Source organism: Wolbachia endosymbiont of Encarsia formosa (assembly GCF_039540065.1).
GTDB lineage: Bacteria > Pseudomonadota > Alphaproteobacteria > Rickettsiales > Anaplasmataceae > Wolbachia.
On the sequence record NZ_CP154278.1, the window covers coordinates 443,737 to 467,885 of the forward strand.

Consider the following 24,149-nt stretch of genomic DNA (forward strand, 5'->3'; position numbering starts at 1 on the left):
CTAGTCCTGCTCCAACTCCAAAAAAAAAACACCAATACTACTGATAGTATTTGCATAATTTTTAATTTTATATTCAGCGCTGTTGCTATATTCTCTCAAAATTTGTTCATGTTCTTTGGACATGCCTTCTGGTATATCGTTGAGATTTGTAGTTTTTGAGAAAAAACAAGCCTTGATTAAGCCTACTAATAACATTGCAGAACCAATGATTCCACCTGCAATGAGAGGTGGCAAGTTAACATAACTTAGAGCTAAACCTGCAAGAGCCCCAGTAACAGCACCCATTCCTAGTGCTATTGTGCCTGCTGCTAGTTCTAGTTTTGATCCAATGTTCTTTTCTAGGTTACTTTTTGCTTGCCTCGCCTCTTTTAACTGTTCTCTTGTATAGCTCATAGTATGTACCCTTACTTAAAATTAATAATATAATACTAGCATTTTTAGTTTATATAGTCAATTTATTAAGTAATTTTAATTGACTTTCAGCAAACTTTAGCCTTATATGTATGGTCCCAGAGTGTAATGGTATATAAAACATGAGAACAAAATGCCATTAAAGGAGAACTTATGATTACTGGATATATCAGAACAACAGAGACAATTCATAAAGGAATGTAAACTTTCTAAGTACTATAACCTCAACTCTAAAACTATTGTAAAACAGAAAAAAGCATTCATTTAAAAGAAAAATAACAGCTCCATATACTATTAAAGTGATAATACTTATAATGTTAGATGTGACACCAAATCTAATTTGAAATATAACTTATTTACTCAGCTTCTTTTGAAACTACTGTGAACATAATATCTATAGATAAAACATCGCATTACCACGCCACTAACGAGTAGCAGAATGACAAGTTTTTCAAACTAGTCCGTTAAAAATCTCAGTCAGTTCAGCTGTATGCTTTTAACTTTCCCAAAAAGAGAATTAACCATACGAAATTCTTGTTGATATGACTTAATGAATAATTATTTTAGGTTACTAATTTATTTTAAGAAACTTTGATGATATTTAGCCCACTTATTTTTCTATTTTCCATGTCACGATGAGCCTCTATTATTTCATCGAATTTATATTTTTTATTGATCCGTACAATCAAAAGTTTTTTTCTTATCATCTCAAAGATTTCCATTGCAGTAAGCGCTAATATAAATCTATCATGCTTATAATGATAGATTGAAGTTCCTGTTGCAAATAACGAACGCGAGCTAAGTAAAGAAAAACTAAGAGGAGCGCTACCTGATATCTGACCATAGGAAACATATATGCCAAACTTAGATAAAGATTCAAAAGAAAGCTTGCTTGTAGCGTAACCTATAGGGTCATATACTGCACCTACTCCTATATTTTTCGTAATCTCCATAATTTTAGAAACGAAGTCTTTATCATTGTAGTTTATTGCATATGTGCAGCCATTTTGTAAAGCTATCTTCATTTTTTCGTCAGAGCTTACAGAGCCTACCACTATACCTTTTTTATCTTTTGCCCATTGACATATTATTTGCCCCAAACCACCATTAGCTCCATGAACTAGCACAAAAGCACCAGGCCTAATTTTATAAGATTGATTAACTAAATAGTGAGCTGTCACACCTTTAAACAGCACTGCAGCAGCAACTTCATCAGATATATCATTCGGAATTTTTATCAGATATTTCTGGTGTACAATGCGCTTTTCACAATATGTTCCTGTAGGAGCTGTGCAATATCCAACTCTATCTCCAACCTCAAGTCCATCACTAATTTTTTTACCAAGCTTTTCAACAACTCCTACTGCCTCTACTCCAAGTACTGATGGCAGATCTTTAATTATGCGCATACCTTTTCTGTGCTCTAAATCATAATGATTTAAGCCGATAGTTGTATGACGTATTAAGACTTCCTCGCCTTTTGGCTCACCTATGTTATTATCTACAAATTCTAATACTTCTGGCCCCCCAGTTTTTTTAATTTGTATAGCTCTAACCATGATAAATGTAAGACAAAAACTTTAATTATGTTATCTAGCAATTAATATTTTGTAAAATGTTATTTAGTGTTTATACACTACATAAGCGTATTGTTAGTAGTTTTGAGGCACAAATTATGATGAACAGAGAAATTTGGCTTTATGGTGTTTTATTCAATGTGTTGTGCAAAGTGGATGAAGATGATGATTTAAATGCTAACAATATAATAAAAAAATAAAAGAAGGGCTAAAATGTGGAATGCAAAGATCAGATAAAAAAGGAGACCATTGTAAATATTTATATACTTCTTGGGAAAAAAAAGGCTTTGATATTAATCACAAATTTGACTTGAAAGATTATGATGGCTTTCCAATAGATAGTCTTTTTTCCATTGCCATTAATTATAAACCGTACACTTTAACAAATCTAGCGCAAGTTTTAATAAAAGCAGGAGCTAATGTGCAAAACGAAAAAGGATATTTACATACCTGTGCTTTGACTCATTCTCCAGATATATTAAAAGCTCTCATAAAAGCGGGAGTAAATGATCACCCAAATGAAAACTATGGTGGAAATACCGCTTTAGACTATGTTGCTAAATTATATGGTAGAGATAAGTCAACGAAATGCAAGGATTGCTGTAAAATTCTAATTGAGCATACATTAGAAAAAAACCTCACAGTAAAATGCCAGACTATATAAAAAGTAATAAAGAGTTAACTGAGTACTGGAATGCTTGTGAAGCAAATAATGAAGGATGGGAATTGATTATACCAAGCACTGAAACACAAGTAGTCAGTGTGCAAAAAGTAAATAAGAGCCGCTGCTCAATTAAATAGACCTGTTGCATAACTATTATTTTAATCACAATAGGAAAAGGTTTGTTATTTAAGCTTAAAAAACGTATACGATAGTGTTATTTCACTTAAACCTTTTGTGTTGTTATCAAGCAATATCTCATGATCTATATAGAAAGATACTGGCATAGCTGCTTTTTGTTTTGGTAGCAACATTTGTTCTTCAAAACAAAAGCATGCAATTTTATTGAAATACTTACCTGCTTTGAAAGGCGTAACATTATACACCGCCATTCCAAATGAAGGCTGATCAGATAGATTTTTTGCGTAATAAAAAGCTAAACTTTGTTCTCCTATGTTTACATCAACGTAGTTAGTTTCTGATTTAAATTCCCAAGGTAGATCGGACATTATATCAGCATTGAAGTGGACCCTGATTTTTTGGTCAGTTGCATTTATTGTTGTATTAGCTGCTTTTCTCGTTGTGCCACCATATCCAGTAGCTTTGCAAAAGATGCTATACAATGGCACCGAAGCATATGCAAGACACAGCATCAATACCACTAAAGATACTAAAAAGAAAACTATAGAATTCTTGTTATTCTTCCTTAAAAAGGAGAACATTTAGTCCCTGTTATTAAGTAACCTGAGCAAACTGAGAAATATATTGATAAAGTCTAGGTAAAGACTATTTGCACCAAGTATTGCCAGCTTAGTAGTAGCAGCTTCTGAACCATCATTATACTTGTAATAAACATCCTTGATTCTCTGAGCGTCAGATGCAGTTTTTAAAGTAAACACTATCACCGATATGAATGATATTGCAAAATCGAGTGGACCACTTCCAAGGAACAAATTCACTATAGATGCTATAATTAATCCCCAGACTCCCATTCTCAAAAAAGAGCCCATACTTGTTAGATCTCTTTTTGTGATGTTACCATACAAAGCCATAGAGCCGAACATGATTGATGTAATGAAAAATGCTCTTGCTATACTTTCTGCAGTATAAATTATGAAAATATAGGATGAAGACATTCCAATTAATACTGCAAACGCAAAAAATATGGTGAATGCAGACTGAACACTAAGATGTAGAATTTTAGGGTATACAAAAAACACTAGTACAAGTGGAGAAAATATTACTGTATACAACAGGACTGGATTAGAATGAATCACCTGAAAAAGACCAGAAAACACTGTTAAAAACGCAACAAGCCCTGTAACACCTAAAGCTAAAGCCATATAATTGTATACTTTAGTTAGGTAACTCCTGAGTCCACTACTATAATAAACGCCCTGAGAGCGAATATCCTGTTCGTTTTTCATATAAGACATATGTACTCCTCATTATCTCTTGATGATATATTATAATACAATACAGCGTTTTTATCAAGTATAAAATTACATACTACAATTGAATGGTGTGGTATGCAATTAGAGAATTTCTTCCATAACTATAAGCAAATCGGGTTTCATCAGCATGTAACTATTATAACAACCTCTGGCAATAGAAACTACTTTCACCATCCCCTCTATCATGATTTAAGGGGAATGGTGAAAGTAGTTTTTGCATTTACTAAAGCATTATTCTTATAGACACTATACCAACAATCCACTATTTTTTCTATGTCTCGCGGTTTAACCTCTGGACCTATACTGATTCTAATTGAACATTCTGCTTGCTCTTTTGTTGCTCCCATTGCAAGCAAAACATGAGAAGATCCAACTTTTCCAGAAGAACATGCAGAACCATTGCTGACTGCAATATTATTTAAGTCAAAGTGCATGAGCTGCAGATCATTCTTCACTCTCGGCATATAAATGAAACTTGTATTTGGCAATCTTTTAGAATTTCTGCCAAAGATCTTGATATCACTGACAAGACTTAATAACCCACACTCCAATTGATCACGCAGCTTCTCTACTTCATCCATCTTTGATAGAAGATCTGGAATGTTTTGCAATGCAGCAGAAAGACCTACTATTGCAATAATATTTTCTGTACCACCACGCAATCCTTTTTCTTGCCCACCACCTATTATAGTAGGTTCTATTACAAGCTTTTTGTCAAATATTAAAACTCCACTACCTGCTATACCACCAAATTTGTGAGCAGATAAAGTAAGTAAATCCACTTCTAAATCTTCCATATTTAATTCGATTTTCCCAACACTTTGAGCAGCGTCAGTGTGACAGATTGCCCCGAATTTATGTGCAATTTTAGCTATTTCCTTAACAGGCTGGATAACTCCAGTTTCGTTATTAGCCATCATCACTGAAATTATTACTTTATTCCCTTCAAGTTCGCTTAGAATTTTTTCTAGCTCTAAAAAGTCAACAATACCCTCTTGATTAACGGGTATTATATGTGGATTATATGCAGAATTAAGAATTGAAGGATGCTCTGTAGCTGAAATTATATGCAGATAGCCTTTCATTCCTCTCATGACGAGGTTGTTTGCTTCAGTTGCACCAGACGTAAAAACTATTTCTTTATCATCTGGAATGCTAAGAGCATCACGTACGTTATCTCTTACCTCTTTAAGAATCTTCCTCGCTTCTTGTCCTCTTTTATGCAGCGATGATGGATTTAGTGTTTGTTTTGACAAAATCTCAAGTATACTTTTTTTTACATTTTTACTCACTGGAGCAGTTGCATTATAATCAGCATACACGTAACTACTATCTTCCAGGGAGAATAAACTCACAGGCTTATTTGTCACTTACCATCAACCAATTATGTATGTTAACTTTAACACGATAAAAATTTATTGCAAAAACAGCGAAATTAATACATAATTGATAAAGAATTTGCATTATCAATCCCTGTCAAAACAGGTTTTTATTAGGAGTCATCATGGTAGAAGTCTTTTTAAATAATTCAACAAAAAAGATAGAAGGTAGATACCATCAAAGCAAAGATGCCAATGCACCGGTTGTGCTAATTTTACATCACCATCCCCAATATGGTGGTAGTATGGATAGTAAGATTATACATATTATATATGAATCTTTTATCGATAATAACTTTTCTGCATTGACAATTAATTTTCGTGGCGTCGGAAAATCTACCGGAACTTTTGATAAGGGTATAGGAGAATTAACTGATGCTGCAGTAGCTATTGATTGGCTTCAGGAGCATAACTCTAACAACGTTTCAATTTGGATAGTCGGTTTTTCTTTTGGAGCATGGGTAGCTATGCAGTTGACAATGCGCCGTCCAGAGATAGTAAGTTTTGTTGCCCTTTCTCTTCCAGCAACTAAGTACGATTTCTCTTTTCTCTCTCCTTGCCCAGTTCCTGGACTTATAATACAAAGTAATAATGATACAATTTCAGAAGAAAGCGATGTAACAGAATTAGCACAAAGGTTAATAAATTCGGTAAAAAACAACCATATGGAATACCATATAGTAGACGATACTAACCACTTTCTAAGGGATAAAGAAGAGGAAGTAGCTCAAATTATAGATAATTATATAAAACTACGTTTAAACAGTGCAGCTACTTCTCCTCAGAAAGCTAAAAAAGAGATAAGGGTAAAAGAATATGCCTAACTTTACAAATGAGAGAAATGAATGTATTAATACAAATAAAAAAAGTCTTGTTATGTTTAGGCAATTATTATTTATCGTTTTAGCGATATTTATGCTGTCAGGATGCTTTCTAAGTAAACAGCGTAAGTTAAAGAGTCCGTGTATAAAAAGCAATGAAGGCATTTCATGCGAATTATACTCCGTTAATGATCATTGGTTAAATAAGTACAAGTTATAGGTAGCTTTGTATTGTATTGCTTCTTCCATTCACAACTCTACTAATGATCGGTTTTTTAACTGAAAAATGTGATCTGCTTTTTCTGCAAGGATATAGTTGTGTGTTACTATAAGCATAGAGCTATTATTTTCCTTTACATATGAATGTAATAGCAAAAACACATTCAAAGAATTTGTTGGGTCTAAATTTCCCGTTGGCTCATCTGCAAGTAAAAGCTTTGGAGAGTTTACAATGCTTCTTGCAATTGCAACCCTCTGCCTTTCTCCACCAGAAATTTCAGATACCATACTACTTGCTTTACTTTCCAGACCAAATTTTTCTAATATTGCTTGCGATTTTTTTTTTGCTTCAGCTTTGCTTCTTCTTGCAATAAGCTGGGGAAGCATAACGTTTTCCAACACTGATAACTCTTGTAATAAATAGTGAAATTGATAAACAAAGCTAAGAAAATTTCTTCTTACATGAGTTTTATATTTATTGCTGGCTTGCGTGCAATTTACTCCATCTACTGTCACTACACCTAAAGTTGGCTTATCCAATAGGCCTGCAATTTGTAGTATAGTTGTTTTTCCTGATCCCGAACTACCAATCAATGCAACTACTTGCCCCCTTGTAAGACTCAGATTGATATCTTCTATAATAGCAGGACTTTTTTTGAAGCTCTTACTTACAGAAGCTAGCTCTAGTGTTACACAACTACCCATATTATAAAAAGATCCAGGAGGGAGAATTAGACCGAGAAACTGTTACCACACCCACATCGAGACTTAGCGAGAGCATTCTTGATTTGAAAACCAGAACCACTGAGATCTTCAGTATAATCTATAGTTGAATTATTTAAAAATTTTGCTGAACAATTATCAACCATTAACACAGGGTTTCCATTCTCATCATTAATTACTATATCTTTACCTTTTTCACTAAAACTGGAGTGGCTTCTATAATCCTTGCTATCTTCGTCATCGTCAAAATCGTCACCCAAATACGTCTTCTTATTTATTTGATCCATAAGAAAATTATACTTGAAGCCAGAGCATCCACCACCTGAAACTGCAACCCGCAAAACAGAACTCTCATCTCCTTCCTGTTCTACAAGGGAGTGGATTTTCCTTAATGCATTGTCAGTTAAGCTAATATTGTAATCTGTTGACATAACAACCACCGTTCATTATTGATAACCTATTATAGTAGAAATTTTACATGTCAAACAATAATTTTCTATTAAGTTACGCGTGCTTTCCAAATAAAACAAAAGGAAGAAATTTTAAAGAGCCAGAAGATGAAAATCGCAGCTGCTTTCAGCGTGATAGGGACCGAATTATTCACTCTAATGCGTTTAGGAAACTAGGATACAAAACACAAGTTTTTATCAATTATGAGCATGACTACTATCGCACTCGGCTAACTCATAGCCTTGAAGTTGCACAAATTGCAAGATCCATCGCACGCAGGCTCAGATTAGATGAGGATATCACTGAATGCATAGCGCTCGCACATGATCTTGGTCATCCTCCATTTGGTCACACAGGTGAGAATGCTCTAGTTCAAATTGATAACGAGAAGTATAAGTTTGATCATAACGTTCAAGCTATAAGGATTTTAACTTATCTTGAACAAAAACATGCCGACTTTAATGGCATGAATCTAAGTTGGGAAGTGATTGAAGGCGTTGCAAAGCATAACGGTCCCTTGCTTGGTCAAAACGCGGAGTCTTCTACAAGTAATCAGCTGTTATTAGAATACAACAAAAAATATAATCTAAAACTTGAAGAATTTTCAAGCATTGAAGCGCAAGTTGCTTCAATTGCCGATGATATTGCTTACAGTGTTCACGATCTTGATGATGCACTCAGGGCGAATTTAGTAACCATCAAAGATTTGCTCGATGTTCCTTTAATTGGCAAAATGTTCAAAGAAGTAAAAAGCAAATATTCAGAATTGGCTCAAAGCAAACTCATACATGAATCACTGAGTAAAACTATAGGAATTATGATAAATGATGTCGTTTTTCAGACTGAAAGAAATATTCAAGACTACAAAATAAAAAGCGTAGAAGATGTAAGAGGTCTAAATACAATGCTAGTCACATTTTCACCAAAAGTTGCAAGTGCCACAAAAGAGATGAAAAAATTCAACATGGAAAAAATATACAGAAGTTATAAACTGACCAGAACAATGAACAAAGCAAAACGTATAGTACAGGAGCTTTTTCAATGCTTTTATGAAAACCCAGGGTTATTACCTATAGAGTGGAACAAACTTGCTTGTGAATCTCAGCGTTCAGTAATAATATGTGATTATATCTCAGGTATGACAGATAGATTTGCCATACACGAGCACAGAAGAATTTTTGATACCTCATACGAAATGACTTCTTTCTAATGACCGATGATTATTTCATGTCGATCGCATTAAAACTTGCAGGAAAAAGTCTTGGAAGTGTTGCACCAAATCCCACTGTTGGATGTGTCATTGTAAAAGACGGCATGGTAATTGGTGAAGGCTACACAGGAATCGGTGGACGTCCACATGCAGAAGTAGTTGCTTTACAAAATGCTAAAGACTTAACTCATGGTACAACTATGTACGTCACTCTCGAACCATGTTGCCACTTTGGAGTTACAGAACCTTGCACTACAGAAATCATAAAATCAGGAATAAGAAAGGTAGTGATTGCAGCAATTGACCCAGATAATAGAGTTTTAGGCAGAGGCATAAAAGCCTTAGTAGATGCAGGAATTGAAGTAAAACAAGGGATTATGCAGAAAGAAGCAGAGAAACTAAATGTTGGCTTTTTTACCACCAAGAAACTCCATAGACCATTTATAGCTTGCAAAATCGCAACAACTCTTGACGGAAAAATCGCAACATTTACAGGCGATAGCAAATGGATAACAAGTGAGGATACGAGAAATTGGATACATGAGCTTAGAGCAAAATATGACGCAATTATGATTGGCAGCAATACCCTTGTTAGTGACGATCCACTCTTAACTTGCAGATTACCAGGGCTGGAAAATAGATCACCAATAAGGCTAATTATCGATAGCCAAGGGAAATTGAAGGAAGAGCATAATATTGCAAAGACTGCAGATACCTTATATAACCATGATTTAAGCAAAGAGCCAACAGCATACCTTTCGATGTCATTCCAGCGCGTGACGCTGGAATCTAGAAAAAAAGAAGAAGAATGGATCCCAGTGTCACGCACTGGGATGACAGGAGGTTCAACTTGGGTAATTACAAACAATGAAGTAAAGAAAAAAATAAAAAACATTAACTACTTAGTAGTTAATTCAAACAATGCTGGCAAAGTCTGCCTAAAAGACATGGCATCAAAACTTGTTTCAGAAATTGGCATAACAAGATTATTAGTTGAAGGTGGAGGAGTGTTAATCACAGAGCTACTGAAGCATAGTTTAATCGACAGGCTGATAATCTGCCGTAGTGGTAAAATTCTAGGTAATGATGCCATCCCTTTTATAGGAGATTTAGGGATTCAATCTATTAACAAGTGCTATCAGTTCAAAAAAGCAGAGATAATAGGGTTGAGTGAAGATATTATTGAGATGTGGGATAGATTATAGTAGTTTTTATATTCTTGAAAGAAAGAGGTAGAAGTCTCTACCTCTTTACCATTTAGTCTTTTTTAAATCCTTGAGTTTTTAATACTTCAGTAACTGTAGAATCTTCTAATGCACTCTTAAATGCTTCACTAACTTTATCTAAATCTAGTTTTTTATTCAATTCAGACTTGTCAGCTTTGTTATTCAATTCAGCTTTAGTAGCTAAATCTTTAATTTTTTCTTCAACTTCTGTTTTAACTGCTTCAGCTTTATTAGCTGCTGTTTCATCGCCTGCTTTAGCTTCACTTATTTCTTAATTCTTATGCATTTGCTGATATGAAGCATAAGCTGCTGCGGCAAAATATACAGAGGCAATAGATAGAACTGCAATTGCAGCAAAGGTACCAATAATAGCAGCCCCTAAAGATCCAAATCCAGAAGTAAATACTAACAAAACTAGAGGTGGAGCAATTACTTCAGTAATTGCCAATATCATGGTTATTGCTGTTGCTAAAGATGCAGTTGCAACCGTAGCTTCAATACCCATCTTTGTTATAGGTGCTATGTTTTTTAATTTCCATATGCTTGTATTCATAATCACTCCCTCCTTAATTAAGGTTAAAAATACAGTTAATTGTATATTAACAATGCACACTAGTCAAGTATTTTATTAATAAATTAATATTTTACCTACTTTCTAAATTGCTACTAATTATATAAGATTGATATATGATAAATGGTTGGCTCAATTTTTATAAACCAATAGGAATGAGTTCTGCACAAGCTGTAACTCAAATTAAAAGGATTTTTGGAATAAAAAAAGCCGGACATTTGGGAACACTTGATACTTTGGCTTCAGGTATATTACCGATCGCTCTTGGTGAAGCAACAAAAACTATACCGTATTTATCTTGTAACTTAAAGGCATACAATTTTACAATCAAATGGGGAAAGCAAACAACTACGGATGATTTGGGTGGTGATATCATTAGAACTAGCACTATAAAACCTGAATATAACCAAATAAATTGTGTGATTAAGGATTTTATTGGTGAGATAACACAAACTCCTCCTCAATTTTCAGCAGTAAAAATCAAGGGAGCAAGAGCATATAAATTAGCAAGAAGTGGGCAAAAGGTAAATATAAAACCTCGACAAGTCAAAATACATGAACTGAAGATGATATTTTTGGACACCATAAATAATAGTGCCGATTTTTCTATGATCTGCGGTAGCGGCGTATATGTAAGATCAATTGCTCGGGATCTTGGCATTGCATTAAATTGTTTTGGACATATTACACAATTAAGAAGAACGATGGTAGGTGATTTTAAGGAAGATGAATCAGTGACAATTGAGCAACTTACTAAAAAAAACACAACAACTTACTCTCCGATGTCATCCCAGTGTAAAGCATTGGGATCCAGATATACAAATACTTACAAATCATGTAATGGACAAAAGATTCTAGGAGCATATGTCAAAAACAATGTTCGTGATGCAATAAGCTTGATCCCAGTGCTTGACACTGGGATGACAGAGGGAGGTGGGATGGCAGAAGATGATGGAGGTAATACAAAAAGTTTCATCATCCCCATTGAATCTGCTTTAAAATCGATGTTCAAAGTTGAAATTTCCTTAGAGGAGGCGGAGAAAATCAGAAAAGGTCAAGAAATTATATTAAATAACTTGCGTGGTTTAAAGAATTATGATATTTTTTGTAAGATAGTGGGTGATGTGCCCATTGCAATTTGCAGTTTTACTCATGGTTATGTGAAGCCTGTTCGTGTTTTTAATATTTTGAAATGAGGTTTAGATGTCAATAACATCCAAAAAGAAAAAAAGTTTGATTAGTACATATGCAATTAAAGAAGATGATACAGGTTCATCTTTTGTACAGTGTGCAATTTTAACCGAGAGAATAATTAATTTAACTGAGCATTTTAAAACGCATAAGCATGACCATAATTCTAAGCGCGGTTTACTTGTATTGATAGGTAGAAGGCGCAAGCACTTAAATTATATAAAACGTAAATTTGGTAATGAAGCCTATCAAGAGTTAATAGAGAAGTTAGGCATTAGAAAATAATCGAGGAATTTTGTATGTTTGAAATTATAAAAAAATCTATAGATTGGGAGGGGCGTACCTTATCTTTAGAAACTGGGAAAATAGCACGTCAAGCTGATGGTTCAGTAGTTGTAAATTATGGAGATACTTCTATCTTAGTCACTGTTGTACGAAAAAAGAAGGAAGAAAGTGTTGATTTTCTCCCTTTAAATGTACAGTTTATTGCAAAAAGTTATGCCATGGGTAAGATTCCTGGTGGTTTTTTCAAAAGAGAAGGAAAACCATCTGATAGAGAAACTTTAATTTCAAGAGTAATAGATAGAAGTATAAGACCGTTATTTCCTGAAGGTTTTCATGATGAAATTAGTGTAGTATGTAATCTATTAACTTACGATACGGTCAATTCTCCTGAAGTACCAGCATTGATAGGTACCGTCGCAGCTCTTGCAATTTCTGGTGTTCCTTTCCACTTTACTATAGCTGGAGTTATGGTCGGTTGTGATGAAAATAACAATTATATACTCAATCCTTCCGTTCAAGAGATGAAAGCAAGCAACTTGGATCTGTTTTTGTCTGGTGATGAAAATTCGATCTTAATGGTCGAATCGGAAGTCAAAGAGCTCTCTGAAGAAAATGTTTTGAGTGCAATAAAATTCGGCCATGAACATCTTCAACCTGTTATTAAGCTTATAAAAGAATTTGCTGATACAGTAGGCAATAAACCTGAAAGCTTTGCTCCTGTTGATATATCATATATAACTCAAGAACTTGAGAAATATCGCAAAGACTTTGAAGAAGCATATTCAAAAACAGTAAAACAAGAGCGGGTTCAAGCTCTAGAAGTGGTCAGGAATAATATATTGAATACTCTTAAAGAGGCTGGAAAAGACGAAAAGTTAATTACTTATGCAGTAAAAAGCTTTGAAAGATCTTTAGTGCGTGAAATGATTAGAAAGAAAAGTGTGAGGATAGACAGCCGTAAGTACGATGAAATACGCCAGATAGAAATCGAGGCTGACATTCTACCAAAGACTCACGGTTCTGGGCTATTTACAAGGGGTGCCACTCAGGCATTAGTTGTTACTGCTCTTGGTACTACACAAGATGAGCAAATTGTGGATGACATTGAAGGGGATAGACGTGAACATTTTATGTTGCATTATAATTTTCCTCCATTTGCTGTTGGAGAGGCTTCTGCTATACGAGCACCAGGAAGGAGAGAAATTGGTCATGGTAAACTTGCTTGGAAAGCAATTCATCCTGTTTTACCTGATAAATATGAATTTCCTTATACAATAAGGGTAGTATCTGAGATTATGGAATCTGATGGTTCTTCTTCTATGGCAACAGTTTGTGGAACTTCCATTGCATTAATGGATACAGGTGTACCAATAAAGGCTCCCGTTGCAGGAATTGCTATGGGTCTCATCAAAGAAAAAAATGAGCATATAATACTTTCTGATATACTGGGCGATGAAGACTATCTTGGTGATATGGATTTCAAAGTAGCAGGAACTAGCGAAGGGATTACAGCACTGCAGATGGATATGAAAATTCCTGGTATAAGCTTTGAAATTGTTGAAAAATCTTTAGAACAAGCAAAAGTAGGAAGATTACATATCTTAGAAAAAATGAATGCAGTAATTTCAGAACATCGTAAGGATATAAAAGATCATGTACCAAGAGTGTTATCGTTTTATATAGATAAAGATAAAATTTCTGCAGCTATTGGTGCTAAAGGAAAAAATATACGCAGTGTATGTGAAAGAAGTAATGCAAAAATTGAAATAGGGGATGACGGTAAAGTTTCTGTTTTTGCCATTAGTAGTACTGAAGCTGAAGCTGCAAAGGATATGATGATTGATTCAATAACAGAACTAGAACAAGGTTCTATAATTGATGCTAAAGTTGTAAAGATAGAGAAGTCTATTGTAGAGTTAGAACTTCTTAATGGAAGAAAAGGAAAAATGCATATAAGCGAGGTAGCTAATCAACATGTAGAGTCCATTGAGGATATACTTCAACAGGGTGATACCTTCAAAGCTTTGGTAATTGACTTTGAAAAAGGTGGATGTCCAAAATTATCAAGACGTCGTGTTGATCAAGAAACAGGTGAATTTTTTGAAGGTAAGCTTTACAATGAAGAAAGGAGAGATGGTTTAAATAATAGGGATAATTATTATAACAACTCGTTTAATAAAAAACCTGGAGATAATTATCATAGTAATAGACCTACTCGTCCTCGTTCTGGTTTTAGTAATAGAAACAGACCAAAATTTGGTAATAATGACTCATCATCAGGTTTCTATTGAGGTTGAACTTACTTTCTATTATCTCAGTGTCGAAACACTGGGATAATAGGAATTTTTAAAACTGACAAGATAACAAAAATGGTTTGTGTTATCTGTAGGGTTATAACGAAAGATTTTTAAGATCGTTTATAGTCTTTTTTACGTCTTCAGCTTTAAATATTGCTGATCCAGCAACTAATATATTTGCACCTGCTTTTATTACATCAGATGCGTTAGAAAAGTTAACTCCACCATCTACTGAAACTTGTGTTTTAAGATTACGGTCCTGTATCATTTTCCTCACGGTAGATATCTTACTCAACTGCGAATGAATAAACTCCTGTCCTCCAAATCCAGGATTGACTGTCATAATTAGTACAATATCTAGCTCATGTATTATATATTCAAGCACGCTTGGAGAAGTTGAAGGAACAATTGAAACTCCAACTTGTATTGTTTTTTTTGTATAATTTATGTCTTTGTATGATTTTATCTTTCTTACTAGCCTCTCAAGATGTATCTCTGCTTCTGCATGTATAGTGATAATATCAGCACCAGCATTTATAAAACTTTCAATATGGTTACCAGGAGATTTAATCATTAAGTGTACATCAAAAGGAAGATTGCTATATTTACGTATCGCAGAGATAACATTCGGACCTATTGTAATATTTGGAACAAAATTTCCATCCATAACGTCTATGTGTATATAATCTACATTCAAGTCGCTAATTCTTTTTACTTCCTCTCCTAATTTTGCAAAGTCTGCTGAAAGTATAGAAGGTGCAATTTTAATACCCATAGACTACTTTTTACCAAAAATAAAAAAAAGTAACTTATTTTTTAAACTCTGTCATCCCAATACTATATTAATCTCATTTAGAAATTTTTGTATCCTTCCAGATGCATGTGAAACCAGTCCTTTATTTTTCTCTGCCCATTCATCTTGCCATCGTAATACTCATTAGACTTCTTTCTTCGCCTCTTCTAAATATTCCAACACAGTTTCATGCAGCGCAGTCCAAGACATTTTCTTTTCCATATTCGGTATAAATTTTTGTTTCCAAGTGTCCTTAAATTCTTGGAAACATTGTTTTTCAAAATTTTGGAAATCAGGTAAAATTTTCGACCTAAACCCATTAATTAAATTCGAGACTTCTATAGCCTTTTCAGGGCTTATAGACTTAAAAGACAATATTTCATTCTTTAAAACATCTAGCTTCTCAAATGAATTAAGCTTAAATGGAATATAAAGCGAGGATCTTATATTATACCTTAGATAAGAGTCGTAATATAGCTTAATCTTGTACATGAGCGTAGCAAATGCACTAGAAGAAATATTATTTTCATATTCTGCAAGAGAAGATAATAAACGCTTGTAATCCTCTTCATTCAAAAATGGTGGTTGTAAACTTGATTCAATTTTATTATTAAAAGATGTGAATCTGTTGAAAATACAATTGCCATATTCGCTTAAAAATTCAGGCAAAATATCTTCCTGTTCTAATTTTAGAGGCAAGTCTTTTCTAATCTCTTTCGGCAAATGATGCATTGAAAACTGATTAATAACCCACGCAAAATTCTCATCAAACTCATTTTAGTAATCAGCATTATTGTCAGCTTTACCTTCTTTATCATTCCAAGGCAGTATTTTATAAAAAAAATTGTTCAACCTTTTTTTTAATTTCAAAATACTTTCACTCTTATCGCCTACCTTATATAAAACCTCTTCTACTTTTTGTCTTGCGTCTTGAGAACTGATTCTATCACCTATATGCAATCCAATGCCATTTCTCTCCAATAACTCCCAATCAAACAACTTATGTGGGTCAGGTTTACGCATTGCGTAGCCTTCAATGGATGAGTTATATACTATAGTACCTATTTCAGCGTGACTAAATATCATATCTTTTCTAATCTTAAAGCGCTTCATGAGGTACAAAATCAGATCTTTGACAGATTTCATTTGCTCTTCTGGAAAAGGCTCAAGCCCTGTGTTTACAATCTCTATACCCATAGAATAATCATTCAGTTTTCGTAGCTCTTCAACCACATTATCTACTTGAACTTTCGCATAACTTATACCAGCATGCCATGCTCGTTTTTCGAGTGGAACCATCAGAGTAATGCTACCATCCCTATCAACAATAAGCTGTACTGATATACCTGAAGAATTTAATTCGCATTTTGTGCTTTTTAATGTTGGAGATTCGGTATGATGCACTACCACCATCAACACTTTTTTGCTTTCTCTATCATCATAATTTGAACTTGGTGCAGGATCTAAAAATATTGGATTCTTTAATGATGTTTTCAAATCTTGAAAATCGTTCTCGATATCAATTAAGCAAGATTGCTGTCCATATACAAGAGGCGCTACAAGCAGCAACAGAAATAAAACAGACAAACATTTTTTTACTATAAGTCTCATGCAGCTTTACAAATTGCCCACAATATAACTAAATTAACATAATACGCATAAAATGTTTACTTTTTTTCAGCTAATCAAGGCTTGCTACAGCTACAATTAGTACTTTTATCATTACATTTTGGTGTTAAGTCAGGATAGAACGTAAGTATAGCGTCATTCTTTCTCACAAACACTGATTGATAATTGGCATCTTCCATTTTATACAGACACATTCAATCTTTTCCCAATTCCTTAAACGCCTTAGTTGCAGAAACTAAAATATCATCAGCATGAAGGTTATGTGCATACCCATTTGGGCACTTAACTTTTACTTCTCCACCCTTACCTAAGTATTTCATTCCAAACGTGTAAACAGGTGGCTTAATATCTAATTTATTGCACATAGATTTATTACCCCAAATTGCACCCGCCCACTTATTTTCTTGAGCCTCAACATATCTACCTACAAAATGCATACCACCAAGTCCCAGTCTATCTGGTTCACCACAAAAAATATGTCCAAATCCTATAGTTTCTTTCTCAACTCCGCTATTTGTAAACCAAATCTTAGTCAATTCATCTTTAAATAACCCCAAGCCTGCATTTGGTGTAGCCACTTGATGATCGAGCTTATCGTATATCCTTTTCAGCACTTCTTGATGCTGCGGACAATCAAGTAAAATTCTGAAATCTTCTTCATCAGGGTGTGTTCCCCAATCTCCACAAACTCTTAATACTCCTCTATCAAAATCATTCAGCTCCGGAAGTGGTGGAATATAGTCTGGATCTGAAGAATCTGTTTTGAAAAACGGCTCAAAACTAATTCGTTAATTTGTACCATCAAGATAGTGCTCCTTAATGTAAAAAACAAATCCTATTACTGGTATTATCAAGCACAAGATTAACTTAGCTATTTTCTACATAATCATATTCATAAAGAAGCTAGGGTATAAGCAACAACTTAAAAAAGTTTTAATCTAATGTTGATCGCAGTCCTGGCATCTCATCATCACTTAGCCAACTTAAAAACGCTCCACCACCAGTTGAAATATATGTAAAATCTTTATCGGCAAGACCTGCAGCATTTACTGCAGATAGGCTATCTCCTCCCCCTATTACACTGGTTAATTTTCCTTCGTGTGTCAAATCACTTACTACTCTCATCACCTCTACTGTACCATTTGCAAAAGCTGAATGTTCAAAAACACCAATAGGTCCGTTCCACAGCAGAGTTTTACTGCTTGCTATTATACCGCTTATTGTGCTTAAAGTTTGAGGTCCGATATCTAAAATTATATCACCGTCCAAAATGGATTCTGTTTTTCTTAAAACGCCAGTGCTATAATCAGAATTTACTGCAACCAAAACGTCTTCTGGCACAACTATTTTGCAATTGTTTTTATTTGCCGTCTCAACAATATCGTGCATAAGATCATCAACGCCATTTTGAAAAAAAGACTTGCCTATATTAACTTTATTAAATAACAAAAAATTATTAGCAATTGCGCCGCCCAGAATAAGGTAATCAACCTTTTCTGCTAGCTTTATAAGCATTTTTATTTTAGTTGATATTTTAGCTCCACCAACTATCGCAGTAATAGATTTAGCGTCAAACGATATAGCTTGCTCAAGATACTTTATCTCATCTTGCAAGCAAAATCCTGCATAAGAAGGTAAAAGTTCCGTAATGCGTGAAATAGAAGCGTGAGCTCTGTGAGAGCAAGAAAACGCATCATTTATATATATATCTGCTAGAGATGCTAATTGTTTAGCAAAATTTGAATCATTCTGCTCTTCTTCTTTATAAAACCTCAGATTCTCTAGTAATATTATATCTCCTCCATCCATCGCATTTATTGCTCTTTGTACTCTCTCACCAATACAATCATCAATAAATTTCACTTCTTTTCTTAGAAGCCGCGATAAAGTTTCAACTACGTTTTTTAGTGATAGGTTACTGTCTTTTGCTTTTGGACGCCCAAAATGTGAGATAATAATAACTTTTGCACCTGCATTTGCTAAATATTGAATGGTAGGTAGAGCTCTCAAAATACGAGTGGTATCACAAATTCTTTCATTTTTTATAGGAACATTGAAGTCGACCCTGAGTAGAACATTTTTATTGTGAAAATCACAACTCTCTATGCTAGGTACATTTATCATAAAATTAAAGAGCTATAAAGTTACTATATAATAGTTTAACCCAAAGCAAAGTATACAAATGAAGATATCTTAAATGCCAAATAAATTAATAAATAGGAAAATTACTACAAATACTTTCAACTTTATTTTTTACTGCTCTTTCAATATAAGGGCTATTTCCATCAATTAATCCCTGAATTACTTCATTTATTAGATTAGCTAATTCTCTAAAATCTTCTTTCTCAAGTCCTCGAGTTGTCTCAGAAGCAGTACCAAAACGGAGCCCTGAGGTAATGGTCGGTTTTTCTGTGTCAAATGGCAAAGAATTTTTATTACAGGTAATTCCAGATCTTTCAAGGCTATTCACAACGTCTTTTCCAGTCAATTTCCGTGATCTTAAATCAACTAGCACTATATGAGAGTCAGTGCCGCCAGTTATAATGTCAAGTCCATGTTCTTGCAGCGCTTGAGCTAACACTTTTGCATTCTCCACAACTTTTTTACTATAAATTTTAAACTCCGGCTCTAATGCTTCCTTAAATGCAACAGCTTTTGCAGCTATCACATGCATAAGGGGCCCACCTTGCAACCCTGGAAAAACCGCAGACCTAATTTTTTTATGTAATGCTTCATCATTTGTCATTACCACTCCGCCACGAGGACCTCGTAGAGTCTTGTGAGTTGTTGAAGTTATAACATGCGCATATTTGGCAGGTGATGGGTAACAACCTGCAGCAATAAGCCCTGAATAGTGAGCAATATCTGCAAGCAGATATGCACCAACTTTATTCGCAATTTCACGAAAGCGCTCGAAATCTATTTCTCTTGGATAAGCAGAAGCACCAGCAATGATTAGCTTCGGTTTATGCTCCAGCGCTAGCCTTTCCAACTCATCCATATCAATCAGGTAAGTGTCTCTATTAACTGTATACTGAATCGACTTAAACCACTTACCAGAAAGGTTTGGTGCTGCACCATGAGTTAAATGTCCACCACAATTCAGTGACAATCCAAGTATTGTATCACCCGGAGCAAGTAGTGAAGCAAACACTGCTTGATTTGCCTGAGAACCAGAATGGGGTTGAACATTTGCAAATTTAACACCAAACAGCTTACAAAGCCTTTCTATAGCCAGATTTTCAACTTCATCTACATACTCACAGCCACAGTAATATCTTTTACCAGGATAACCTTCTGCATATTTATTAGTCAGAAAAGAACCCTGTGCTTCCATCACTGCTTTACTTGCAAAATTCTCCGATGCAATCAATTGCAAATGCGATCTTTGACGCTGCAGTTCCTTCTCTATAGAGAGATAAACTTCATTATCAAAAGACTTCAGACTACTTTTAGAGTCACAAATCCTTTCTGAAACACTTGTCATAAGAACTTTTCTTTAACCACATAAATCCAAAAACAGCTAAAAGCAAACATACAGGAATAATTGATATTGCTTTTACTAGTAACTCAGTACCATACACAGGATTTCCTTGTACTACCATTCCATTCCAACATAAATCTATTATTTTTGCAATTCCTGTATGAAAAAAATAGCCAAAAACCATAACTATCATGTTTGATATGGCTGTGGCTAATCCTACCAAGTTACTGTTCACATAACTTATTGCTTTGTAAATAGTAATTACCTGATACCCAGACGCAAAGCCGATAACAAGAAGTGCAGGTAGTGCAATATATAAACCACCAGCTTGCGTGAAAAGTAAGAGGAAGCTAGCAATCATAGCAAAAGAACACGCAATAATTACTTCATAATGTTTGTATGGATATTTCTCGAGCAAGTAAGCTAAAAAGAATGATCCAGTTCCCATACCTATAAACATAAGGGAAGAAAGCGAAGATGCCAGATCCCCGGTCATTTGATATGATTCACATAAGAACGCTTTTGCCCAACCATCAGCAAAACCTTCTAATGGTCCAACCATTAAGCCACCAAAAAAGCTGATTAGAATGATATGTTTGTTGAAAAGCACAGTTTTTAAATCTTGAAATATATTGTCACTTGTACTTTCCTCTGAACTACTGCTTGGTGTTATTAAAAGCAACAGCAGAGCAAGCAAACAACCAAACGCTGAGAAAGTGTATATAACATAATTCCAACCAAACTTATTGAGCAAGAAGTCTAGAGGTAATCCACCATAAATAGCTCCTAGTAACCCTATTACTATAGACAAGCTAGCCATTCTTGCTGATTTTTCTTGTGAAAAATACATACTTGCAACTTTGAAGAGCCCAATTGCTGAAGCAGATGATCCAATTCCGACAATAACTCTACCAAGTATTGAGTAATACCACTCATCAAAGCATATTAGTGGTAATGTCCCAGCAAACGTTAAGACAATACACACAGGCAAAACAAACTTTAGCCCAAATCTATCAAGGGCAAGACCAACAGGTATGTGAGCAAGCGTATAGCCTATATAATATAGCCCACCAAATTGACCAACATCTGTAATACTTATGTTAAATTTCGTTATTAATTCAGGAGCGATTATATTTGGAATTACACGCAATATATACTGGTATGCATAAAATAGTGATGCTAGCAACCATATGAAAAAGTTTCTCTGCAATGCTAATATTAGCTAAAAACAGGATTATATGTATTTTATCAGCAAGGAGCAATACTTTTGTAGATAGCTACTCTAATCCGAGTATCTTTCTAAAAGAGACCTTTTAGCATATCTATAACTGGTTCATGGATAAGGTATATGAAAAAAATTATACCACAGATGATAAGGATTTTTATAATTTTACCCTTGTTCATCTTAAGCTTTATTTTTTTTACTATAAGTTTTAGTTTTGTTACAAAATTCATTTTACTTACGCTTTTATTTCGTGATAACAATTATATTTTAAATAATATAATTTTCAATGAAATTCAGTATCAGAAACGCTGCAGTTAACTAAATATTAACCTTTTCGTGTGTAAAATATAATATAAAAGCAAGGTGAGTGAATGAATATAAACACAGCAGACAACACACTACAAAACTACACAACAAAATACATTGAACAAACATTTACCGCACACACAGGAAATAGATACGACAAGTTGTATAGGGAACTCTTAAGCAGCGTAGAAGAAATAATAAATCTTACTATAAACGAAGCAAAACAATATGATAAAAGCCTAGAAGAATTACATAACGATTCAAGATTTCACGATAAGAAATTCATTAAAGCTGTTGCTAAACACCAGGTATTAGAATTTCTGAATACTCATCCAAAGAAGAAAGAGATCGTTGCAGAATTTAACGATGAACATCACATCAACGAAAGCGATTCAAAAGTTTTAGAGGAAGGAAAAGATTTAGTGAATAAAATAAATGATATTAACTTAATCCAACAAAATGAGAAAAATGAAACATTGAACATTAGAAAGGTACTTGCTAAATCAATAGGAATACCCTATTCAAGAACCGAAAAATCCAAAGCAACTTTAGTAGAAAGTCCTGAAATGGTAAAATAGACGTACTTAATTTTTTTTAATTGGAAAATACTTTTAATCCTATGATACCCAGCACTACCAAAGCAAGGGAAAATAAACGCCCAAAATTTACTGGGTCATTAAAAAACATTATTCCTATTATCGCTGCACCTATAGAACCTATACCAGTCCAAACTGCATAAGATGTACCAAGGGGAATAGACTTCATTGCTAACGATAGACAGTAAAGACTCACAGAACCGCTAACTAAAATAATTATTACAGGTATAACACGAGTAAAGCCATTGCTATATTTCAGTGCTGTGGTCCATATTATTTCAACCAAACCAGCTAATAGCAAATACACCCAAGCCATAAATTAACTTCATCTTATTGAAATATTATACATAAGAATGTCAAAAAGTTAACTTAGCATTTCACATGCTTTAGTAATACTATCACATCCAATTTTTAATTGTTCCTGAGAGGTTGCATAAGAAATTCTGATAAAATTTTTCAGACCAAATGCAATTCCTGGAACAACAGCAACTAAATGATCTTCTAATAAATATTCGGCGAAATCAAGATCACTATTTATTACTTTACCACTTTTCGTGCTTTTACCCAATAAACCTTCACAGGAGACAAACAAATAGAATGCACCTTGTGGAATAGATGATGACAAGCCTGAAGCAGAATTTATCTTTTCCACCATAAAATCTCTACGACTCTTAAAAATCCTTGTTCTTTCTTTCAAAAAACTATGGTCACCGTTTAATGCTTCAACTGCTGCTGCTTGTGCTATCGAATTTGGATTAGAAGTACTTTGAGACTGCAGTGTAGAAATAGCTTTTACTATATCACTCCTACCTGCAATATAGCCTATTCTCCAGCCCGTCATTGCATAGGCTTTTGATACTCCATTGACCACAAAAACTCTATTATAAAGTTTTGGCTCAACCTGAGCAATGGTAAAAAACTTTTCGTCGTACACTATGTGCTCATAAATATCATCTGTAACAACATTCACATGTGGATGTTTAAGCAATACTTGCGCTATGCTTTTCAATTCATCATATGTATAGACAATTCCTGCTGGATTATTTGGTGAGTTGAGAATTAACCACTTAGTTTTCTCAGTTATATTGCTTTCCAGTAACTCCGGTGTCAGCTTAAAGTTTTGTTTGCACTCTACAACAACTGGCAGTCCGCCAAAAAGATTTACCATATCAACATACGAAACCCAATAAGGAGCTGGTATTATAGCCTCATCTCCATGGTTAATTGTTGTCATAAATAAGTTGAATAACACCTGCTTAGCGCCTGTACCAACACAGATTTGATTAAGCGTGTACTCGAGGTTATTATCCTTTCTTAACTTATTGATTATTGCTTCTTTCAATTCACGCGTTCCATCAACAGCGGTATATTTAGTTTTGCCTTCATTTATCGATTGAATAGCTGTCTTTTTTATATGATCTGGAGTGTCAAAATCCGGCTCTCCCGCAGCTAAAACGCAAATTTTCTTTCCTTCGCTTTTTAGTCTGTTTGCCTTATCGGTCACAGCAATTGTAGGCGACGGTTTTATCAGAGACATCCTCTTTGCAAGGTCTGACATAATCTCACTAAAGTTAAATAAAAATGATAAACTATACACAACAAAAAAGCTAGAAGTTTTATTATTTTACATAAAGGTTGGTA

At 34.3% G+C, this 24,149-nt stretch carries 27 protein-coding genes; 9 read left to right on the top strand and 18 right to left on the bottom strand.

All coding sequences use genetic code 11. The features are described 5' to 3' along the window. Entirely contained in the window at nt 1–393 is a 393-nt protein-coding gene (locus AAE962_RS02330) for a hypothetical protein (RefSeq protein WP_343289413.1), read from the bottom strand. A gap of 599 nt (nt 394–992) precedes the next feature. Then, nucleotides 993–1,970: a quinone oxidoreductase gene (locus AAE962_RS02335; protein ID WP_343289414.1), complete on the bottom strand. Its 978-nt coding sequence runs from the start codon at nt 1,968–1,970 to the stop codon at nt 993–995. A 238-nt stretch (nt 1,971–2,208) separates the two neighbouring features. Between AAE962_RS02335 and AAE962_RS02340 the strand changes: the two genes are divergently transcribed. Beyond that, nucleotides 2,209–2,652, top strand: a complete 444-nt coding sequence (locus AAE962_RS02340) for an ankyrin repeat domain-containing protein (RefSeq protein WP_343289415.1) — start codon at nt 2,209–2,211, stop codon at nt 2,650–2,652. Next, nucleotides 2,637–2,789, top strand: a complete 153-nt coding sequence (locus AAE962_RS02345; protein ID WP_343289416.1) for a hypothetical protein — start codon at nt 2,637–2,639, stop codon at nt 2,787–2,789. Before AAE962_RS02340 ends, AAE962_RS02345 begins: the two co-directional genes overlap by 16 nt. 45 nt (nt 2,790–2,834) lie before the next feature. Here the strand turns inward: AAE962_RS02345 and AAE962_RS02350 are convergent, their stop codons facing one another. The 3 genes from AAE962_RS02350 to AAE962_RS02360 form a co-directional block, all read right to left on the bottom strand. Further along, complete coding sequence (locus AAE962_RS02350; protein WP_343289417.1) at nt 2,835–3,371, bottom strand: cytochrome c oxidase assembly protein; 537 nt, start codon at nt 3,369–3,371, stop codon at nt 2,835–2,837. After that, entirely contained in the window at nt 3,372–4,085 is a 714-nt protein-coding gene (locus tag AAE962_RS02355) for a Bax inhibitor-1/YccA family protein (RefSeq protein ID WP_343289418.1), read from the bottom strand. A 200-nt stretch (nt 4,086–4,285) separates the two neighbouring features. Then, nucleotides 4,286–5,473, bottom strand: a complete 1,188-nt coding sequence (locus tag AAE962_RS02360) for a cysteine desulfurase family protein (RefSeq protein WP_343289419.1) — start codon at nt 5,471–5,473, stop codon at nt 4,286–4,288. Between the two features lie 134 nt (nt 5,474–5,607). Here AAE962_RS02360 and AAE962_RS02365 point away from each other — a divergent pair, with 134 nt between their 5' ends. Further along, a complete protein-coding gene (locus tag AAE962_RS02365) occupies nt 5,608–6,306 on the top strand; it encodes an alpha/beta hydrolase (protein WP_343289420.1) in 699 nt (232 codons plus the stop codon). A gap of 246 nt (nt 6,307–6,552) precedes the next feature. On the opposite strand, the gene AAE962_RS02370 is transcribed toward AAE962_RS02365, so the two are convergent. Together AAE962_RS02370 and AAE962_RS02375 are read right to left on the bottom strand one after the other, a co-directional pair. Further along, a complete protein-coding gene (locus AAE962_RS02370; protein ID WP_343289421.1) occupies nt 6,553–7,227 on the bottom strand; it encodes an ABC transporter ATP-binding protein in 675 nt (224 codons plus the stop codon). Between the two features lie 26 nt (nt 7,228–7,253). Next, complete coding sequence (locus AAE962_RS02375; RefSeq protein ID WP_343289422.1) at nt 7,254–7,676, bottom strand: iron-sulfur cluster assembly accessory protein; 423 nt, start codon at nt 7,674–7,676, stop codon at nt 7,254–7,256. A gap of 47 nt (nt 7,677–7,723) precedes the next feature. On the opposite strand from AAE962_RS02375, the gene AAE962_RS02380 reads away from it, so the two are divergent. Then, nucleotides 7,724–8,905: a deoxyguanosinetriphosphate triphosphohydrolase gene (locus AAE962_RS02380; RefSeq protein WP_343289423.1), complete on the top strand. Its 1,182-nt coding sequence runs from the start codon at nt 7,724–7,726 to the stop codon at nt 8,903–8,905. After that, entirely contained in the window at nt 8,905–10,110 is a 1,206-nt protein-coding gene (ribD, locus tag AAE962_RS02385) for a bifunctional diaminohydroxyphosphoribosylaminopyrimidine deaminase/5-amino-6-(5-phosphoribosylamino)uracil reductase RibD (RefSeq protein ID WP_343289424.1), read from the top strand. The genes AAE962_RS02380 and ribD overlap by 1 nt, the downstream gene beginning before the upstream one ends. 52 nt (nt 10,111–10,162) lie before the next feature. On the opposite strand, the gene AAE962_RS02390 is transcribed toward ribD, so the two are convergent. Next, entirely contained in the window at nt 10,163–10,297 is a 135-nt protein-coding gene (locus AAE962_RS02390) for a hypothetical protein (protein WP_343289425.1), read from the bottom strand. 105 nt (nt 10,298–10,402) lie between these two features. Next, complete coding sequence (locus AAE962_RS02395) at nt 10,403–10,684, bottom strand: hypothetical protein (protein WP_343289426.1); 282 nt, start codon at nt 10,682–10,684, stop codon at nt 10,403–10,405. Nucleotides 10,685–10,818: 134 nt separating this feature from the next. Between AAE962_RS02395 and truB the strand changes: the two genes are divergently transcribed. From truB to pnp, 3 genes are read left to right on the top strand one after another with little or no spacing between them, the layout of a single operon-like run. After that, nucleotides 10,819–11,898, top strand: coding sequence for a tRNA pseudouridine(55) synthase TruB (gene truB / locus AAE962_RS02400; RefSeq protein ID WP_343289427.1), 1,080 nt, complete (start codon nt 10,819–10,821; stop codon nt 11,896–11,898). Between the two features lie 7 nt (nt 11,899–11,905). Further along, nucleotides 11,906–12,178, top strand: a complete 273-nt coding sequence (rpsO, locus tag AAE962_RS02405; protein WP_343289428.1) for a 30S ribosomal protein S15 — start codon at nt 11,906–11,908, stop codon at nt 12,176–12,178. A 14-nt stretch (nt 12,179–12,192) separates the two neighbouring features. After that, nucleotides 12,193–14,469: a polyribonucleotide nucleotidyltransferase gene (pnp, locus tag AAE962_RS02410; RefSeq protein ID WP_343289429.1), complete on the top strand. Its 2,277-nt coding sequence runs from the start codon at nt 12,193–12,195 to the stop codon at nt 14,467–14,469. A 100-nt stretch (nt 14,470–14,569) separates the two neighbouring features. Here the strand turns inward: pnp and rpe are convergent, their stop codons facing one another. From rpe to AAE962_RS02445, 7 genes are all read right to left on the bottom strand, one after another. Then, nucleotides 14,570–15,250, bottom strand: a complete 681-nt coding sequence (gene rpe, locus AAE962_RS02415) for a ribulose-phosphate 3-epimerase (protein WP_343289430.1) — start codon at nt 15,248–15,250, stop codon at nt 14,570–14,572. Between the two features lie 162 nt (nt 15,251–15,412). Continuing rightward, entirely contained in the window at nt 15,413–16,000 is a 588-nt protein-coding gene (locus AAE962_RS02420; protein ID WP_343289431.1) for a hypothetical protein, read from the bottom strand. A 45-nt stretch (nt 16,001–16,045) separates the two neighbouring features. Continuing rightward, nucleotides 16,046–16,879: an N-acetylmuramoyl-L-alanine amidase gene (locus tag AAE962_RS02425; RefSeq protein WP_343289432.1), complete on the bottom strand. Its 834-nt coding sequence runs from the start codon at nt 16,877–16,879 to the stop codon at nt 16,046–16,048. Nucleotides 16,880–17,091: 212 nt separating this feature from the next. Continuing rightward, entirely contained in the window at nt 17,092–17,511 is a 420-nt protein-coding gene (locus AAE962_RS02430) for an EndoU domain-containing protein (protein ID WP_343289433.1), read from the bottom strand. A 319-nt stretch (nt 17,512–17,830) separates the two neighbouring features. Further along, nucleotides 17,831–19,018 (bottom strand): phosphoglycerate kinase, encoded by a 1,188-nt coding sequence (locus AAE962_RS02435; protein ID WP_343289571.1) that lies wholly within the window; start codon nt 19,016–19,018, stop codon nt 17,831–17,833. 88 nt (nt 19,019–19,106) lie between these two features. Next, nucleotides 19,107–20,384 carry a serine hydroxymethyltransferase gene (glyA, locus tag AAE962_RS02440; RefSeq protein WP_343289434.1) on the bottom strand — a complete coding sequence of 426 codons (1,278 nt, stop codon included), beginning with the start codon at nt 20,382–20,384 and terminating at the stop codon, nt 19,107–19,109. Then, nucleotides 20,356–21,591 carry an MFS transporter gene (locus tag AAE962_RS02445; RefSeq protein WP_343289435.1) on the bottom strand — a complete coding sequence of 412 codons (1,236 nt, stop codon included), beginning with the start codon at nt 21,589–21,591 and terminating at the stop codon, nt 20,356–20,358. The genes glyA and AAE962_RS02445 overlap by 29 nt, the downstream gene beginning before the upstream one ends. 386 nt (nt 21,592–21,977) lie before the next feature. Between AAE962_RS02445 and AAE962_RS02450 the strand changes: the two genes are divergently transcribed. Beyond that, complete coding sequence (locus AAE962_RS02450; protein WP_343289436.1) at nt 21,978–22,490, top strand: hypothetical protein; 513 nt, start codon at nt 21,978–21,980, stop codon at nt 22,488–22,490. A gap of 16 nt (nt 22,491–22,506) precedes the next feature. Here AAE962_RS02450 and AAE962_RS02455 read toward each other — a convergent pair whose 3' ends face one another. Both AAE962_RS02455 and AAE962_RS02460 read right to left on the bottom strand, forming a co-directional pair. Next, a complete protein-coding gene (locus tag AAE962_RS02455) occupies nt 22,507–22,824 on the bottom strand; it encodes a multidrug efflux SMR transporter (RefSeq protein ID WP_343289437.1) in 318 nt (105 codons plus the stop codon). A gap of 48 nt (nt 22,825–22,872) precedes the next feature. Beyond that, a complete protein-coding gene (locus AAE962_RS02460) occupies nt 22,873–24,066 on the bottom strand; it encodes a pyridoxal phosphate-dependent aminotransferase (protein WP_343289438.1) in 1,194 nt (397 codons plus the stop codon). Between the last annotated feature and the right edge of the window lie 83 nt (nt 24,067–24,149).